Origin of the sequence: Nostoc sp. ChiQUE02 (assembly GCF_034531305.2) — a bacterium.
In the GTDB taxonomy this organism is placed as follows: Bacteria; Cyanobacteriota; Cyanobacteriia; order Cyanobacteriales; family Nostocaceae; genus Nostoc.
The window spans coordinates 39,215-54,731 of the sequence record NZ_JAVRBN020000031.1; the positions used below are offsets into that span (position 1 = coordinate 39,215).

14 protein-coding genes and 3 pseudogenes are annotated in these 15,517 nt (G+C 40.1%); 9 read left to right on the plus strand and 8 right to left on the minus strand.

Annotation, left to right across the window (positions count from 1 at the left end; genetic code table 11):
• Nucleotides 1-84: 84 nt before the first annotated feature.
• Both RM347_RS25685 and RM347_RS25690 read right to left on the minus strand, forming a co-directional pair.
• Entirely contained in the window at nucleotides 85-1,107 is a 1,023-nt protein-coding gene (locus RM347_RS25685; RefSeq protein WP_322719506.1) for a photosynthesis system II assembly factor Ycf48, read from the minus strand.
• A gap of 356 nt (nucleotides 1,108-1,463) precedes the next feature.
• A complete protein-coding gene (locus tag RM347_RS25690; protein ID WP_104908258.1) occupies nucleotides 1,464-1,799 on the minus strand; it encodes a rubredoxin in 336 nt (111 codons plus the stop codon).
• A gap of 179 nt (nucleotides 1,800-1,978) precedes the next feature.
• On the opposite strand from RM347_RS25690, the gene RM347_RS25695 reads away from it, so the two are divergent.
• The 4 genes from RM347_RS25695 (at nucleotide 1,979) to RM347_RS25710 (ending at nucleotide 3,788) form a co-directional block, all read left to right on the plus strand.
• A complete protein-coding gene (locus RM347_RS25695) occupies nucleotides 1,979-2,107 on the plus strand; it encodes a hypothetical protein (protein WP_428850614.1) in 129 nt (42 codons plus the stop codon).
• A 67-nt stretch (nucleotides 2,108-2,174) separates the two neighbouring features.
• Nucleotides 2,175-2,537, plus strand: a complete 363-nt coding sequence (gene ndhC / locus RM347_RS25700) for a photosynthetic/respiratory NAD(P)H-quinone oxidoreductase subunit C (RefSeq protein ID WP_196526961.1) — start codon at nucleotides 2,175-2,177, stop codon at nucleotides 2,535-2,537.
• Nucleotides 2,528-3,265 (plus strand): photosynthetic/respiratory NAD(P)H-quinone oxidoreductase subunit K, encoded by a 738-nt coding sequence (ndhK, locus tag RM347_RS25705; RefSeq protein ID WP_322719507.1) that lies wholly within the window; start codon nucleotides 2,528-2,530, stop codon nucleotides 3,263-3,265. The genes ndhC and ndhK overlap by 10 nt, the downstream gene beginning before the upstream one ends.
• Nucleotides 3,258-3,788, plus strand: coding sequence for an NAD(P)H-quinone oxidoreductase subunit J (locus RM347_RS25710; protein ID WP_322719508.1), 531 nt, complete (start codon nucleotides 3,258-3,260; stop codon nucleotides 3,786-3,788). The genes ndhK and RM347_RS25710 overlap by 8 nt, the downstream gene beginning before the upstream one ends.
• Nucleotides 3,789-4,038: 250 nt before the next feature.
• Here the strand turns inward: RM347_RS25710 and RM347_RS25715 are convergent, their stop codons facing one another.
• From RM347_RS25715 to RM347_RS25730, 4 genes and pseudogenes are all read right to left on the minus strand, one after another.
• Nucleotides 4,039-4,725: a Rho termination factor N-terminal domain-containing protein gene (locus RM347_RS25715; RefSeq protein ID WP_322719509.1), complete on the minus strand. Its 687-nt coding sequence runs from the start codon at nucleotides 4,723-4,725 to the stop codon at nucleotides 4,039-4,041.
• On the minus strand, nucleotides 4,722-6,059 hold the full coding sequence (locus tag RM347_RS25720; RefSeq protein WP_322719510.1) for an AAA family ATPase: 1,338 nt from the start codon (nucleotides 6,057-6,059) through the stop codon (nucleotides 4,722-4,724). The genes RM347_RS25715 and RM347_RS25720 overlap by 4 nt, the downstream gene beginning before the upstream one ends.
• A 265-nt stretch (nucleotides 6,060-6,324) precedes the next feature.
• Nucleotides 6,325-6,866: pseudogene (locus RM347_RS25725) on the minus strand (REP-associated tyrosine transposase).
• A 346-nt stretch (nucleotides 6,867-7,212) separates the two neighbouring features.
• Nucleotides 7,213-7,581 (minus strand): hypothetical protein, encoded by a 369-nt coding sequence (locus tag RM347_RS25730; RefSeq protein ID WP_322719511.1) that lies wholly within the window; start codon nucleotides 7,579-7,581, stop codon nucleotides 7,213-7,215.
• Between the two features lie 177 nt (nucleotides 7,582-7,758).
• Between RM347_RS25730 and RM347_RS25735 the strand changes: the two genes are divergently transcribed.
• The 5 genes and pseudogenes from RM347_RS25735 to RM347_RS25755 all read left to right on the plus strand — a co-directional run bounded on the left by RM347_RS25735 (nucleotide 7,759) and on the right by RM347_RS25755 (nucleotide 12,322).
• Nucleotides 7,759-7,971: a hypothetical protein gene (locus RM347_RS25735; protein WP_322719512.1), complete on the plus strand. Its 213-nt coding sequence runs from the start codon at nucleotides 7,759-7,761 to the stop codon at nucleotides 7,969-7,971.
• 499 nt (nucleotides 7,972-8,470) lie between these two features.
• Nucleotides 8,471-9,763 (plus strand): ATP-binding protein, encoded by a 1,293-nt coding sequence (locus RM347_RS25740; protein ID WP_322719513.1) that lies wholly within the window; start codon nucleotides 8,471-8,473, stop codon nucleotides 9,761-9,763.
• Nucleotides 9,753-11,534 carry a tetratricopeptide repeat protein gene (locus RM347_RS25745; protein WP_322719514.1) on the plus strand — a complete coding sequence of 594 codons (1,782 nt, stop codon included), beginning with the start codon at nucleotides 9,753-9,755 and terminating at the stop codon, nucleotides 11,532-11,534. Before RM347_RS25740 ends, RM347_RS25745 begins: the two co-directional genes overlap by 11 nt.
• 50 nt (nucleotides 11,535-11,584) lie before the next feature.
• Nucleotides 11,585-11,961: pseudogene (locus RM347_RS25750) on the plus strand (XisH family protein).
• A 26-nt stretch (nucleotides 11,962-11,987) separates the two neighbouring features.
• Nucleotides 11,988-12,322 (plus strand): annotated as a pseudogene (locus tag RM347_RS25755) (XisI protein).
• A 205-nt stretch (nucleotides 12,323-12,527) separates the two neighbouring features.
• Here RM347_RS25755 and RM347_RS25760 read toward each other — a convergent pair.
• Nucleotides 12,528-13,601 (minus strand): PstS family phosphate ABC transporter substrate-binding protein, encoded by a 1,074-nt coding sequence (locus RM347_RS25760; protein WP_322719516.1) that lies wholly within the window; start codon nucleotides 13,599-13,601, stop codon nucleotides 12,528-12,530.
• 170 nt (nucleotides 13,602-13,771) lie between these two features.
• Nucleotides 13,772-15,016, minus strand: a complete 1,245-nt coding sequence (locus RM347_RS25765; protein ID WP_322719517.1) for a serine/threonine-protein kinase — start codon at nucleotides 15,014-15,016, stop codon at nucleotides 13,772-13,774.
• Nucleotides 15,017-15,517 lie beyond the last annotated feature (501 nt).

Genomic DNA, 15,517 nt, shown 5'->3' on the forward strand with positions numbered 1-15,517 from the left:
CAACGTTCTTCTCAGAAATAGTGCATGGGGCATTGGGCATTGCGTATTAGTTATTTCTTCCTGTGCCCTCTGCCTCTTCGGTAACTAAGCAGCCTCTTCTGAGGAGGTTGTTTCAGGGTTTGGTAGATATTTGAGCAAAACGCCGCGATCGCCAATTATAAATCCCCGTTCTGGCTCTAAGAAGACAATCTTGTACAAATTAGCAGCAACTTCTTCCACTGCACGGTCTTTTTCCCACGTTTTGCCACCGTCTGCACTCCGTAGCAAATTACCGCTACCGCCACCTATCCAAATTTCATTGGGTGTGCGATATGCCAAATCTAGTAAACCCCAACTGGTGGATAACTCTGGATATTTTGCCTCTTGCCATTCTTCAGGTTTAGTTGGGTCACTAAACTGAATTTGACCTCCCCTAGCTAGCAACCACAATTGCCCATTGTCAGCAAAACCCATGTTTTCTACGCGCCGAGAACTATTGCGGTTATGGGGTACCCAAGCATCTTGCCCCGGTTCCCAAGTCGAGTAGAAACTACCCTTCGCAGAAACTGCAACATATTTACCATCAGCAGAACGTTCTAAGTTACGCACCACACCCACCGCTGACTCCACCTGGGCTTTCCAGTTTTTGCCGCCGTCTGTGGTCTTATATATGGCTCCCACATCAGTAGCCATCTCAGCTGTCTTGTCTGCCAGTGCCTTAATTGCGATCGGGCTACCTGGTAGCTTTTCGCTCAGGGGAATACGCGACCAAGAAGCACCTTCATCAGTAGTGTGCAGCAACAGTCCAGGCTCTCCAGCAATCCAGCCTTCTTTCCCTGCAAAACTTACTGAGTCAAAGCGATACTTTTGCTCATCCAGTTGCAGTGTGATTGGTTTCCAGGTATTACCACCGTCATTGGTTTCCAACAGGGTGGCATTGCTACCTACTAAGTAGCCATGCTCAGGATTATTAGTAAAAGCAATATCTAGGAGATTCGAGTCTGTTGGCACAGAAATGATTTTCCAGGGATTGTAGCTAACAGAGGGGATTTTGCTACAACCTATACACATGAGGACTACTATCAACAAGGCAGCTATTCGTTGCCAACTTTTCACAATTGAATGCATCAGTATTTCTTAATTGTTTCTAAATTTGTGTAGGTGTTCTCTAAAAGGTTTACCTTATACCAGTTTTGGATTTTAGATTTGGGATTTTGGTGAAGCCGCGCGGTCTTCTCCCTTGGCGTTACCGAGTCCGCGAGTGTCTGGGGTTTCCCCCATAAGCGACTGCTGAACCCGAAGGGATTAAAAGTTTTTACTAAAAACCCTTCCAATAATCCCAAAAAATATTATTTATCCCAATTTGGTATTGAGGGCCGTGGCCACTCTACGGGACTGGAAAAACGACACATTTATGTAATTTTAATTACACAACAAGCTTGGTGTCACCTATCATCTGTTCCCTGTGTCTGAGATAACGGCTGTCATTGTAAGCCGTAGAGACTAATAAAAAACAAGAAGCCAAGAGCCAAAGCGCCAAAAATTAGGATATTCTTTTGGGTTGGCGTTAGGTTATTGACACCCAAACCGTAACCGAGATTTTCTTTGAAGCCGGATGCAGTACCGGCAGGTCCGATGTTGGCAAAAGCGGTCTTCTTAGCACTACAAACTGGACAGCGCCAATTTATGGGCAGTTCTGCAAAGGTTGTCCCTGAAGGAATATCATCCTTGTCGTCTCCCTTTTCAGGTTCGTAAACATAACCGCAGGCGCGACACTCGTAGCGGTCTAACACCGTAGTCTCAACAGCTGGTTCGCTCATGGCTAAGGCCTCGCAGAGGAGAAATCTTAAATATACGTTAAAAATTATGACATAATTGTTAGACTTTTCTATCACTAGCAAAAGCGAATTAAATACCTGAAGTGCGTCTGTTTCCCAGATTTCAGAAAAACCAAACAGATATAATGTAAAAGAAAGTAACGTAATTCAAGGGATTGGGCATGGGGCATTGGGGAGCCAGTGCGTTGGGCGGGCAATGCCCGACTTGTACTCCTACGGAGAAGCAACTGGATGGGGCATTGGGCATTGGGCAAGAAAACTTCTTTGTCCACCAACTCTTTAGCCCCTAATCTCTAGTCGTCTGTACCCAATCTCCAGTCACTACTTAAAATACTCCATAAGCGGTAGATACTCATTGTGTTTGTCCTCAGCGGTTACGAGTACCTTCTAGGCTTCTTCATCATCTGTAGCCTAGTGCCTGCCTTAGCGCTCTCAGCATCCAAGCTCCTACGACCTAGTGGTTACAGCCCAGAACGGCACACCACCTATGAATCTGGCATGGAACCCATCGGGGGAGCCTGGATTCAGTTCAACATCCGCTACTACATGTTTGCTTTGGTCTTCGTCGTCTTTGATGTGGAGACTGTATTCTTGTATCCTTGGGCGGTAGCTTTCCACCGTTTGGGGCTACTGGCATTTATTGAAGCGCTAGTCTTTATTGCAATTCTTGTAGTCGCTTTAGTTTACGCATGGCGTAAAGGAGCTTTGGAATGGTCTTGAATTCTAACTTAACAACCCAGGGCAAAGAGCGAATCATCAACCCCATTGAACGGACTACAATCACTCAAGACCTTTCAGAAAACGTCATTTTGACCACGGTTGACGATCTCTACGACTGGGCGCGGCTTTCTAGCCTGTGGCCATTACTGTTTGGTACTGCTTGCTGCTTTATTGAGTTTGCAGCTTTAATTGGCTCCCGATTTGACTTTGACCGTTTTGGGCTAATTCCCCGTTCTAGCCCCCGCCAAGCCGATTTAATTATTACGGCAGGGACTATTACGATGAAGATGGCTCCCCAACTGGTGCGTCTTTATGAACAAATGCCAGAGCCGAAGTATGTAATTGCGATGGGAGCTTGCACAATTACTGGCGGGATGTTCAGTGTTGATTCCCCCACAGCAGTGCGCGGAGTTGATAAACTGATTCCTGTGGATGTGTACTTGCCTGGTTGTCCTCCCCGTCCAGAAGCAATTATTGACGCAATCATTAAGCTGCGAAAGAAAATCGCCAATGAATCGATGCAAGAGCGGGATAAAATTAAGCAAACCCACCGCTACTACAGCACGACTCATAATTTGAAGCCAGTAGAGGAAATCTTAACTGGTAAGTATTTGCAGTCAGATACTCGCTCTGTACCACCGAAGGAATTGGCAGAAGCGATCGGTATGCCAATACCACCTGCACTGCTGACAGCAAAGGCGCAAAAGGAGGAACAAACCCGTGGCTGAAGAAGAATCTAAACCAGTACCAGCAGCGAAAGAAGAGGCATTGGTACAAGCGGGTAAAGTTTCCCAGTGGTTGACGGAAAATGGCTTTGACCATGAGTTTTTGGCACCAGACAAGAATGGTGTAGAGATAATTAAGGTGGCGGCAGATTTTTTGCTTCCCACCGCTACAGCCCTTTATGCCTACGGCTTTAATTATCTCCAGTTTCAAGGTGGTGTTGACCTTGGGCCAGGGCAGGAATTGGTAAGTGTGTATCACTTGATTAAAGTCGGTGATAATAGCGATCGCCCCGAAGAAGTTCGAGTTAAGGTGTTCTTACCACGGGAAAATCCTGTAGTGCCTTCTGTGTACTGGATTTGGAAGACCGCAGATTGGCAAGAGCGCGAGTCTTACGATATGTTCGGCATTATCTACGAAGGACACCCAAATCTCAAGCGGATTTTGATGCCGGAAGATTGGGTAGGTTGGCCTTTGCGGAAGGATTACATCTCGCCTGATTTCTACGAGTTGCAAGACGCTTATTAGATAGTGCTGAATAGAGACGCGATTCATCGCGTCTGTACAATATAGTGCTGAGTTTCGGCAGTGATTAACCCCTTTCCGGTGGCGGAGAGGGGTTATGTTTTTGGCCTTTCATGTAAAGTTGGTTGACAAAATTTGCTGTAATTCATTGGCTGTATTTCCAATATTGAAGATGCTTGAGATAATGGTGCGTTGCGCCTTTGCCACAACACACCAGTAAAGATGCGATTACTCTGTTGTCTCTTCGCTACTTTTAAGGTTTACTCAATGCTTTAACAAGATTGTCTTTTTTCATCTTAGTGATGCCAGTAATTCCTCGTTTCTTCGCGATCGCTTTTAAATCAGCTATTGTCATTGTTTGGAGAATAGCAGTGTCAGTAATTGTATCTGGCATTGGTTGAGGAGTTAGATAAAAAACTTTATTTAAAGCATCAAGTTTTTTCCCTTTGGTAATGCCACATTTCAGATTAAGAATTGGATCTAATGTCTTCCAATATTCACGAGGAGCTTCATCAATCCGGTTTGTAGCTATAGCAGGTTTAACTGCTTTAAGAACACTACCTGGTTGTTCAACTAAGTATTCTAATGCTGCCATGATTTCATCTCTAGATGCCTTAGAGAGATTGATTTTTGGAATTTCTTCTTTTGCTAGTACTTTTGTGACTTCAACTGTCTCATCACTACCATCAGTAATAATGCACCAAACGCGATCTAAGCGAGCGGCTTCTGCAATTGCATAAATGAAAGAGTTAGCAATTACTTGATACTTATCCTTGCCAGTTTCTTTCACAATCACTGGAATCCAATTTCTTCCGCCCTTTTGGTTGAGCAAATGAGCTGAAGCTTTAATCAAAAACTCAGGTGCATTAGTTCCTTCGCCGGGGTCAATTTCATCTAAATATAAATGCATCAAATTTCCAATATTGCTGAGGCTACTCATTGTAAAAAATACTCCTTTGCTAGATTTTTGTAATATTCATGAGCAGATCGATCTCGATAAACCGCAGGAGTGCGTGAGAAAGCTGAACTAGCTATGTTAGCGTAGCTTGGAACCTCATGAACACGAAGGTCTCTGTTGGCATTGGTATACTTGGGATAGAAATAGGACAGTAAATCAAATCCCTCTTTTTTAGCAGTTTTAAGAATATTATTAATTTCTTTTTGAGCAACTTCCAATTGAAATGGTGTAATCTTTTCTCCATTGAAGAAAATCGGTAATGGAATGGGACTACCATCAGCTTTTTTAGATTGGACTTCAGGAATGAATTTCTTGATTGCTATTGCTGCATTTTCTAAAGAGAAAAGATTGTTATGCTTCGTGGGAATGAGAACGACATCAGCCGCATATACTGCTAGCTGGCTAAACACTCGCCAGTTGGGTGGTGCATCTATCAAAATATAGTCATATTCTTGTCTTGATAATTCTAGCTTTTGATAAAGAGTGTGAGCTTGCAAATGATTACGCAAGAGCTGTTCAGGTGCATCTATCAGTTCTTGATCGGCAGGAATAATATCAAATCTAAGTTCTGAATTAAGCTTCTTTAAGGGGAATTTATAAGGATGTAGAGTACTTTGAAGTTCTATACCCCGTTCCTTAAGAGCCTCAAATACACTACCTTTGCTTAGTGGAAGTCCTAAAGAACTAGTTAAATCTTGTTGGTTTGGATCAAAATCAATCGCTAAAACCTTTTTCCCTAAAAAAGTTAAGATAGCTGCCAAGTTGACGGTAGTTGTTGTTTTACCTACTCCACCTTTATTGTTATAAACCGCGATGGTTAAGGCTTTTGTAGGATTTTCAATTTTTTTCCTAATTGAAACGACTACATTATCAATATTATTTGCATCAATTGGAAGACACTGTGTAGCAGGATAAATCACTTTTCCATGCTTGCGAAACAGTTGAATATGGCAAGAATTAGTAATAATTCCCCACTGTACTGTTTTGCAATTAGGTGCAAGTAGGTAACGTTTAAGTTGATTAACTGTTCTTTGATACTGTGCAGCATCTTCAGATAAATTAATATCCCTCCCTTTCAATTCCAGTAGCAGGTATGGATTAGATTTTGTATGTAAAAATACATCATCTCCAATAGTTTTCCTGGCTGCTTTATCAACAGCTCCGTCACCAGTGTTATATTCAGGATGAATTTCTTCAGATTGAAACCCTAATGCCCTCAACAAGTAAGGGGCGAAAAGGTCGTTTATAACAGGTTCTGGTGCATTTTCGGGCAGGCTTTGCAGTGCCGCTCGAAGACTGATAATTGTCATGCTCATAGTGTGGGTTGACTTCCAGCAATGTCTAAGTCTAGTGTTCCCACTTCAGGACAATTATTTATTGTGTTTGTTTATCATTTATCGAGAAAATTACAAAATTACTCTATAACCAGCCAAACACAGACGCCACGCTTAGATTTAGTAGTAATTCGTAGGTTGGGTTGAGGAACGAAACCCAACATTACCCATCACAATACCCAACGCTGATGTTGGGTTTCACTTCGTTTAACCCAACCTACAATTTCAGTTACAATTTAGGCGATATTTACTCTTTACCGATATTAGAGTCAAATACAATTCCTTGCCCAGCACCCCACGTAATATCATACGTACCCTGACGAACAGAACGATGAAAGCTGGAATATTCCCAATCTTTTGGAGCTTTCACTAAACCATGTTTGACAGGATTGTAGTGAATATATTCAAGGTGATTTTTAAAATCTACCTCGTCTCTAATCAAGTGTTCCCAAAAACTACGCTGCCAAATAGCCCGCTCTTTTTTATTTTGCCTAGAGGTAGATAGGTTTTCCTGTGATAGAGTAATGCACTGGCGACTAAAATAGCTTTTGATCAAACGCCAACGAGTAGAAAAATTGCGATCGCCCTGTGGTAATGTCCAAATACAGTGCAGATGATCGGGTAATAAAACAAAGGCATCAATTATAAATGGGTGTTGTCGCATTACATACCGAAAAATATTTCTCAATAAAGATACGTTAGTCGGTAAGCATAATAGTCTTTGTCTTTTATGTGTTACGAGTGTAAAAAGTAAGTGCCACCTTCTATTGTGGCTCGGCGATATTGCATTGAGTTAATTTTATGATGGTTATATTTCGGGCTTTATACCAAAGTATTGGTTATAAAGGATACCCTCAACTTATTTTTTTTGAGATGTAAGTTAAGAAATGAGTGAAGGGCTATTTAAGAAACTAAAGTAGATGTTGGGTTTCGTTCCTCAACCCAACCTACGATTATGTCTGATTTAGAGTTTGACGATATCCTTAGTCTATTTGCGATCGCACTCAGCATTCGATTTTGGGATGTCAAAAGTCTCTGAAGACGCTTCAGAAGTTAAGCGGTAGAATATAGGATCGTGGTGCGTTGTCACAAAGGTCAACGCACCCTTATCTAAAGAAGCGGCGAGTCCGAACAATTACTTCACTGATATCACAGTTTGGTTTGCTACTGGGCGTGGTTTTTTGCGGTCTGACCTGCGCGTTCCACCAGCCATTTCATACTCATCACTATTTTTGCCATAGCAAGATGCAACATTCAGCAACATCTGCTCAGAATAAGTATTCAACTCACGTTCTGCTTCTATTAATGCATTGTGTGTCTTATCTACTATTGTTTGTGCTTGATTATAAGCGGCTAGCTTTTCTCGTAACTCAATTACTTTAGTGTTGTAAGTAGCAATTGAAAACCCATTACTAAAGTCTAACTTAGGGTTAATTGTCTGCATTCCTTCAATCCGTCGTTCAGCTTTGGTCAGTGATATGGAGTTTCGTTTCCGTTGCGTCATATAGTTTTCCTGTTTGGATTAATTTATAAATAACCCTAAGTTTGCACACTGAGTTATTTATATATCATAAAAATACGCAACAAGCAGATGCACCAGCCACAGTGAAGTTACAGAATTTTAACAGCATTAAATGGCATTAGCCAACTAGATAGATGCGGGTATATTTGCTGAAATTTCTTGAGAAAAGCAGGTTTTGAAGTCGCAAAAGCTGGTTTTGAAGTTGCAAAAGCTAGTTTTGAAGTTACAAAAGCAGGTTTTGAAGTCGCAAAAGCTGGTTTTGAAGTTGCAAAAGCTAGTTTTGAAGTCACAAAAGCTGGTTTTGAAGTCACAAAAGCTGGTTTTGAAGTCGCAAAAGCTGGTTTTGAAGTCGCGGAGCTTTATCTCATGTAGAGACGCGATTTATCGCGTCTAAAAGACTGACACGTTAGAGAGACGCGATAAATCGCCGTCTCTACAGAGAATGTACTCGTCAATTATTCCTTGACAGACTACTAACTAATAGTAACAACAGCTACCATCGCATCGGCTAGAGGGGGATGAGACGAAGCACACTAAAAATTTATTTTTATAACTGAAAATTTTATTTTATTTATGTGTTAAGTAGCTTTCAGGATGTTATCTGTATAATCTATCATTCAGTCGGAATTATCAAATGTATAATCTATCATTCAGTCTGATTGATTATTGACCTCTGTTACTCATTGATAGGTTGAAATTTGAGTTTAGGGCATCTCTTTTTAAGACATAACATACCACTCACTTAGTAGTTATTTATTAACAGAACTTAAGAAGTTATGTAGGCAGAATCTATCTTAGACATTGCCTGAACTTGTGCTTCAAAAATCATGAGTCATTATATGAATAGTTAGCACGTTTACGGCACTATCCAATGTCTGAAGACTTATTAAACTCCTTTCAAGAAGCATACAGCAATCTCGAACTATTTCCGTTAATGGAACGGAACGAAATGGAAAGATTTCGGGTCGAATATGGTGATGATTTGATTGCAGACCTGAACCAATTAGTGGAAGATAGTCCTAATGGAGATGGCAAAATTGTCTTTACAGGACATCGGGGATGTGGTAAGTCTACTTTGTTAGCTGAATTTAGCAGACAAATTCAAGATAAATATTTTGTAGTTCTATTTTCTATTGCTGACAAAATTGAAATGTCGGCTGTTAATCATATTAATATACTGTTTGCGATCGCAGTTAATTTAATGACAGAGGCCGAAGCACGCAAAGTTGATATTCCTCAATCTACTAAAGAAGCTCTTTATAAGTGGTTTGCTACCCGCACTCGTACTGAAGAATTAAATTTGCAAGCAGAAGCTAGTATAGGTTTTGATCTCTTAAAGTTGATTAGCTCTAAATTAAAAGCTGATGCTAGCGTTCGGGATGAAATTAAGCAAGAGTTTGAACGCAAGTTATCAGATTTAGTTGCCAGGATTAATGAAATTGCTGCTCTTATTCAAGCTGCAACTAAACAAAATGTTTTAGTAATCATTGATGATTTAGATAAGCTTGACTTAGGCAGAGTTAACGAAATTTATAGAGATAACATTAAAGCTCTTTGCCAACCAAACTTTCAAATTATTTACACTATCCCGATCGCAGTCCTTCGGGAAACATTTATCAGCACAATAATTGCTACTGAAACCAACGATCAAGTTGTAGCGATGCCTGTCTTAAAAATTTTTGATAAAGGTAAAAATCGCTTCCCTAATGCCCAACCTCGCCCAGAAGCAACAAAGATTCTCGGTGAAGTTTTACAAAAGCGCATTTCCAGTGAATTAATTGCAGTCGAAACTGCTGAAAAAATTGTGATTTATAGTGGTGGTGTATTACGAGAGTTAATTCGTATCTCTAAGGAATGCTGCCGAATTTGTTTGCGGATGATCCGGCGAAATCCCTCAGTTAAAATTATCATTGATGATAAAATTCTCCTTCAAGCAATCAATAAAATCCGCAATGATTTTTCCATACGTTTAGGAAAAGCTGATACAGATATTTTGCAAAGTGTTTATGAACAATTTATGCCCAATGATCCTAAACAAGCAGAGTTTTTGGATTTGCTACATGGGCTGTATGTTCTAGAATATCGCACTGATGAAACTTGGTACGATGTTCATCCAATTATTATCGAAAGCTTGAAAAGACAAGGTGCTATTAATGTTAAATGAAGAGTTATTTGATCAGGGAGAAAATCAAGATGCTTATGATGATTTAATTGTTTCTATTGAAGCTCAAAAGCGGGGATTAAATTTACTGATTGCGGTTTGCGATGATGCTAGCTTTCGTGATGAAATTATTGCTCAATATGAAGCTGAACTACAACCTGCTTTCCGTCCATATCGAGCGACTTTAGCACGTCAGGAACCGAGCCTAAAAGCTGCCCTTAACCAACTGGTACAACAAGAAGAATATCTTCGTCAGCAGAACCCGGCGGCGATTACTGTAACAGGTGCTGAACAACTTTATTTTCTCAGGTTGGGAAATGAGCAATCAGAACAGGAGAAATTTTTTGGTTACTTACAGTGGACAAGGGAAGGATTGCGCGAGTTTCCGTTTGCGATCGTGCTTTGGGTAACTAACCAAATTTTAGTCAACCTGATTAAAAAAGCTCCTGATTTTTGGAGTTGGCGCAATGGTGTATTCCGGTTTGAATCTAAAAAGACAAGTGCTATTCCTGGTAAAGAATTAGAACATATACGCTTTGTTTTTCGTGATACAGAATTAGCTAGCACAGATACTAACGAAACTAATCACTTTTTCTTACCTATCCAAGATTTACAAAGGCTAATCGAGAAAGTAGAACAGGAACGGGGAACGAAAGACCCGACCTTGGCTACGTTATACTCAAGATTGGGCGATATTTACCGTAGCAGATTAGATCGGGGTGAATCTCAGAATTATCAAGAAGAGCAAGAATTAGCAATTAAATATTGGCGTCAAGCGAGTGAGCTACAAAATGAATTAGGTTTGCAGATAGACTTAGCTAACAGCCTCAATAATTTAGCAGGAATATATCGTGCAACCGGACACTACAGCGAAGCCGAACCCTTATATAAACAAGCTTTAGAACTGAGGAAACGCCTGCTAGGAGACAACCATCCTTCTTTTGCTACGAGCCTAAATAATTTGGCAGGACTCTACAAATCTACTGGACAATATAGTAAAGCAGAACTCCTATATCAAGAAGCTTTAGAACTGAGGAAACGCCTGTGGGGAGAAAACCATGCCGATGTTGCTGCCAGTCTAAACAATTTGGCATTATTATATGATGAACAAGGACGTTATGACGAAGCAGAACCTCTGTATTTGCAATCATTAGAACTCGAAAAACGTTTGGTTGGCGAAAATCATCTTTCTTTCGCTCTTATACTGAATAATTTAGCGCTACTTTATTATCATCAAGGACGCTACAGTGAAGCTGAACCCTTGTCGCAACAAGCAATAGAACTAGATAAGCAATTTTTGGGAGAAGAGAATCCAGATGTTGCAACAGATTTGCACAATTTAGGTTTAATATACCGCGCTCAAGGACGCTACAGTGAAGCGGAATCTTTGTTTTTGGAATCATTAGAACTCAAGCAGCGTGTATTACAAAAAGCGCATCCCCTTTTAGCAGATACTATCTACGCTCTTGGTTACATGTACAGGGAGCAGGGGCGTTACAATGAAGCGGAACCCTTATGTATAAAAGCCTTAGAACTTGATAAGCACCTATTGGGAGAAAATCATCCCAATATTGCCGAAAGTCTCAATAATTTGGCAGAAATTTATCGTGAAACTGGACGTTACGGTGAAGCAGAACCGCTTTATTTGCAAGCTTTAGATATTTGTGAACGAATCTGGGGTGTAAATCATCACCGTAGTGTCAATGTACGTCAAAATTTAGAGAAGCTTGCTGCAACTATACAGAATAATGGAGAGTGCGATCGCATTACATAGAGCAAAAATATCATTTTGAGTTAAGCTGACTCTAATCTAGAGATAGCAAAATGGCTAAAGATGTTTTCCATCAACAGGTAAAAAAAGCACTAATCAAAGATGGGTGGATAATTACTCAGACCCTTTTACAATTCGGATTAGTGAAGCAATTAAACTCCAAATAGATTTAGCGGCTGAAAATGCCATTGTCGCAGAACGGAATACAGAGAAAATAGCTGTTGAAATTAAGAGTTTTATTGCAGATTCAGATATCAGTGAATATCATACTGTACTCGGACAATATTTGAATTACTGCCAAGCTATTGAAGAGAAAGAAGCAGACAGAGTGCTTTATCTAGCCATTCCTATCGAAACATATCAAGACTTTTTTCAACTTTCTTTTATCCAACGCACCATTCATCGTTACCAAGTTAAGTTAATAATTTAGGATCCAAAATAAGAGGAAATTCGGCTATGGATAAAATAGAACGCTATCGACAATTTATCAAACAAATTTTGAGTGAACATCAAGAAATCGCGTCTAATACCGATACTGTCAAATCACAATTAATTTTAGACAATGAAAACGACCATTATCAACTAGCTTACGTTGGCTGGTAAGGAGATAAGCGGGTGTTTGGCCCGGTTATGCATTTTGATATTCAAAATGGGAAAATATGGATACAGTATAACGGGACAGAAGAGTCTGTTGCTGAACGATTGGTTGAGCTAGGTGTACCCCCTTCTGATATTGTTATTGGGTTCCATCTCCTTTTAAGCGCCAATTTACTTCTTATGCTGTAGAGTGAACATAAATAAATATTTTGAACTCAAATGATCAATACATGAATATTGAACAAGTAGTGAATGGATACAAAAGCGATCGCTTCCCCTTGAACCCCAACTTTTTTAATAAGTCGGGGATCTCAATAACGAGTATTTTGCCTTGAGCAGTCGATTACACAATTAGTAATAAAAACCCCCAGAAGGGGGCTTAATTGCGATCTAAATCTACTAGCGAACCCCAACAAAACCAGCTTGCTCAATTGCTCTTTGTCCCTGATCAGTTAATAAAAGTTTAGTATATGCATTCCCAATCTGCTGTTCCCGACCTTTATTCTGCTTAATAATTACAAACAAATTAGCAATCATCGGATAACTGCCATTTTTGATCGCCTGAATATTTAGCTGGTTGCGCTGACGTGGACATTGCTCAGGCGATATCATAGTTTCGCGATAGGGGGGAATTAGCTGACCAGAAGTGCTACCCAATGGCAAAGCCTTTACACTACATTGAGGTACTACTGAACGAGCAGAAGCGTAATAGACACCACCAGGAGTTTTACTGAGTTGGCGCACTGCCTCTGTTGTAGAGTAGACATACTGCACATTCGAGCCAAGTGCTTGTCCCTTCAAGTCGCTGTTGCTAGAGAATATTACTGTATCTGCGTCCTCTGGTCGTTGGGAAAAAGCTGTGATGGGTAGGTTTGGCCCACCTACTTGATTCCAGTTAGTAATTTTTCCCAAATAGATTTGCTGCAATTGTTCAACAGTTAAACCCGACACATTCAGTGATGGGTTGACTACCACTGCTATCCCATCCATACCCACCTGACGTTGCTCAAGGGTGAAGCCTCGCTCTTTTGCAATAGCTTGTTCTTCATCTGTGAGGGGACGGGAAGACTGAGCAAAATCGAGTTTCCCATCAAGCAACATCCGAATGCCTGAGCTAGAACCAGGACTACCATTAACAGGGTCTACATAACGTAATTGTAGTTCAGGGCGAACGCTCTGAATCTGAGAATCTACAAATTGTCGGATAGATGCCCAAGCTGTACTGCCTCCGTAGTTGAATGAGGCAGTGGGGACATCAGCAACTGTCTGAAAAGTGGATGCAGTATTAGAGACGGTGTTCAAAGTTTGATTGGAGGAATCAGCGCTGTTGCGGGATGATAAGTTAGGCTTCAGTAACCACCAAAGTAATCCACCAATAACCATAAGTGTCAGCACTTTACCAATAATCAAACCTCTAAGAAAGAGGGCGATTTCGCCGTTAATTAAAGCTTTTCTTTGATTTGTATTGTCCATATATTTAAATGTTGATTATTGTATTCATCTTACAGGAATATCTAAGTATTTATCCTCTAATAATCTTTAAATATTTAGGTTCAAAGTAAATATGTAATAAATAGTTAATAGTCAGTTTTATGATTACTACTAGATTTATAAGTCTTTCTGATTTAGTGAAATTAAATTTGCTATTTAGTAGTTTTTGCAATGGTACAATTGCTTTGAAAGATTCTTCTGTTAGGTGCTGATTTAGCTACTAGACTATTCATATTAGTTAACGGTAACTCAACAAATTTTTCTAAAAAACTCTTTAGTGAAGTAGGTTGCTTCGGAAGCGATGTCCCCGTATTAATAAATGTATAGATTAAAACTAATACTATTAAACTAGTGGTAGCACCAAGACCAATGCCCAGCAGCAAAACAAAGTTTCTATAAGTCAGCAAATAGGTATCATCGGCGTTTTGGTTGGTGCCAACAGATTGTGAGAACTGTGAGAACGCCAGATCAGAATTAAGCGCTTGCAAAGCTTCTGTGGCAGATTGGTAACGCTGGTTGTAGCGATCGCGAACCATTGTATCTAAAATATTTGCCAGAGCATCACTTACCTGTGCCTGATCGCGCCAGATAATTTCTCCAGTATTGGGATCTTCTTGGAGTTGCTCAGGTATTAAACCTGTTAAAGCTTGAATGGCAATCATCCCTACGGCATAAATATCGCTGCAAAGTTTTGGCTTTCCCTTAGCCTGTTCACTTGGCATATAGCCAGGAGTCCCAACAGCAATTGTTAAGCCTGCTCCCAAAGCACCAATTTTCTTAATACTGCCAAAGTCAATTAACACAATCTTTTGATCGGAGTACCGCCGCATTAAGTTTTGAGGCTTAATATCTCGGTGAATAATATTGTGTTGGTGGACGAAGGCCAAAACTTCTAGGATGTCTTTTAATAAATTTAAGACTGCATTCTCACTAAGACGTTGACCTGGTAAAATTTCTTGAGTCAAGGCATGACCGTCAATAAATTCCTGGACTAAATAGAAATCCCCATCTTCATCAAAATGGGCAAACAGTCTAGGAATTTGATCGTGGTCGTTGCCTAGCTGGTATAAAACTTCCGCTTCCCGATCAAATAGCTTTTTAGCGATGGGTAGAACAGCAGGATTGGAGTCTTTTGGGTGGAAATGTTTGACGACACAATGGGGTTGTCCTGGTAAATCCAGGTCTATGGCTAAGTAGGTATCACCAGATCCTCCACTTCCTAAGTGTTTGACAATTTCAAAGCGATTCCGAAGTGTTTTTCTAGCGCTCGAGTACTGACGTCTGTTACGTATATTACCTGCCAACAAGGAAGTATTACCTGATCCTCCGCTTGTCAACAGTTTGACAGTCTCAAAGCGACTCCGAAGTGTTTTTCTGACTAGAGGGTTCTGGCTCATGTGGCGTATACTACTTGTTAATTTACTGACCATTCAGAGCTTGAGTGTGGTTATGAATACCTATCGCTAGATTTGTTGGTATTTGAGACAGTCAGCTTCTCAGGTTTCAGACGTTTTGGAGTAGTTTTATGCTTAGTCGCTTGATTGGTTCATTTAATACCTTTATAGGTATCTTACATATAAAATTTATTTTTGGAATGCTTCAATAATTTTATCACTTAAGTAAATTTAACCTTATAAATATAAAATTTATTTCTGGAATACTTCAATAATTCTATCACTTAAGTAAATTTAACACTAGCCCAGAGTATTTACAACTACCGTCATGAAGATAACATTCAGGCAGTTAGGATATTTATTTTAACTGTTGGGTCTGATTACTGACAAAACCTTGAGCAGTGGAATTTAAACGCACAAATACCATTACAATGCCGACCACAACTTTGTTACCAGTACTAACTGCGATCGCGTTATTAATATAAACGTAAGTTCGACAAAACT

Coding starts and splice junctions, on each gene's coding strand:
- RM347_RS25685 (WP_322719506.1), bottom strand. CDS start 1,107: ATGCATTCAATTGTGAAAAGTTGGCAACGAATAGCTGCCTTGTTGATA.
- RM347_RS25690 (WP_104908258.1), bottom strand. CDS start 1,799: ATGAGCGAACCAGCTGTTGAGACTACGGTGTTAGACCGCTACGAGTGT.
- RM347_RS25695 (WP_428850614.1), top strand. CDS start 1,979: ATGGGGCATTGGGGAGCCAGTGCGTTGGGCGGGCAATGCCCGACTTGT.
- ndhK (WP_322719507.1), top strand. CDS start 2,528: ATGGTCTTGAATTCTAACTTAACAACCCAGGGCAAAGAGCGAATCATC.
- RM347_RS25715 (WP_322719509.1), bottom strand. CDS start 4,725: ATGAGTAGCCTCAGCAATATTGGAAATTTGATGCATTTATATTTAGAT.
- RM347_RS25720 (WP_322719510.1), bottom strand. CDS start 6,059: ATGAGCATGACAATTATCAGTCTTCGAGCGGCACTGCAAAGCCTGCCC.
- RM347_RS25730 (WP_322719511.1), bottom strand. CDS start 7,581: ATGACGCAACGGAAACGAAACTCCATATCACTGACCAAAGCTGAACGA.
- RM347_RS25740 (WP_322719513.1), top strand. CDS start 8,471: ATGTCTGAAGACTTATTAAACTCCTTTCAAGAAGCATACAGCAATCTC.
- RM347_RS25745 (WP_322719514.1), top strand. CDS start 9,753: ATGTTAAATGAAGAGTTATTTGATCAGGGAGAAAATCAAGATGCTTAT.
- RM347_RS25760 (WP_322719516.1), bottom strand. CDS start 13,601: ATGGACAATACAAATCAAAGAAAAGCTTTAATTAACGGCGAAATCGCC.
- RM347_RS25765 (WP_322719517.1), bottom strand. CDS start 15,016: ATGAGCCAGAACCCTCTAGTCAGAAAAACACTTCGGAGTCGCTTTGAG.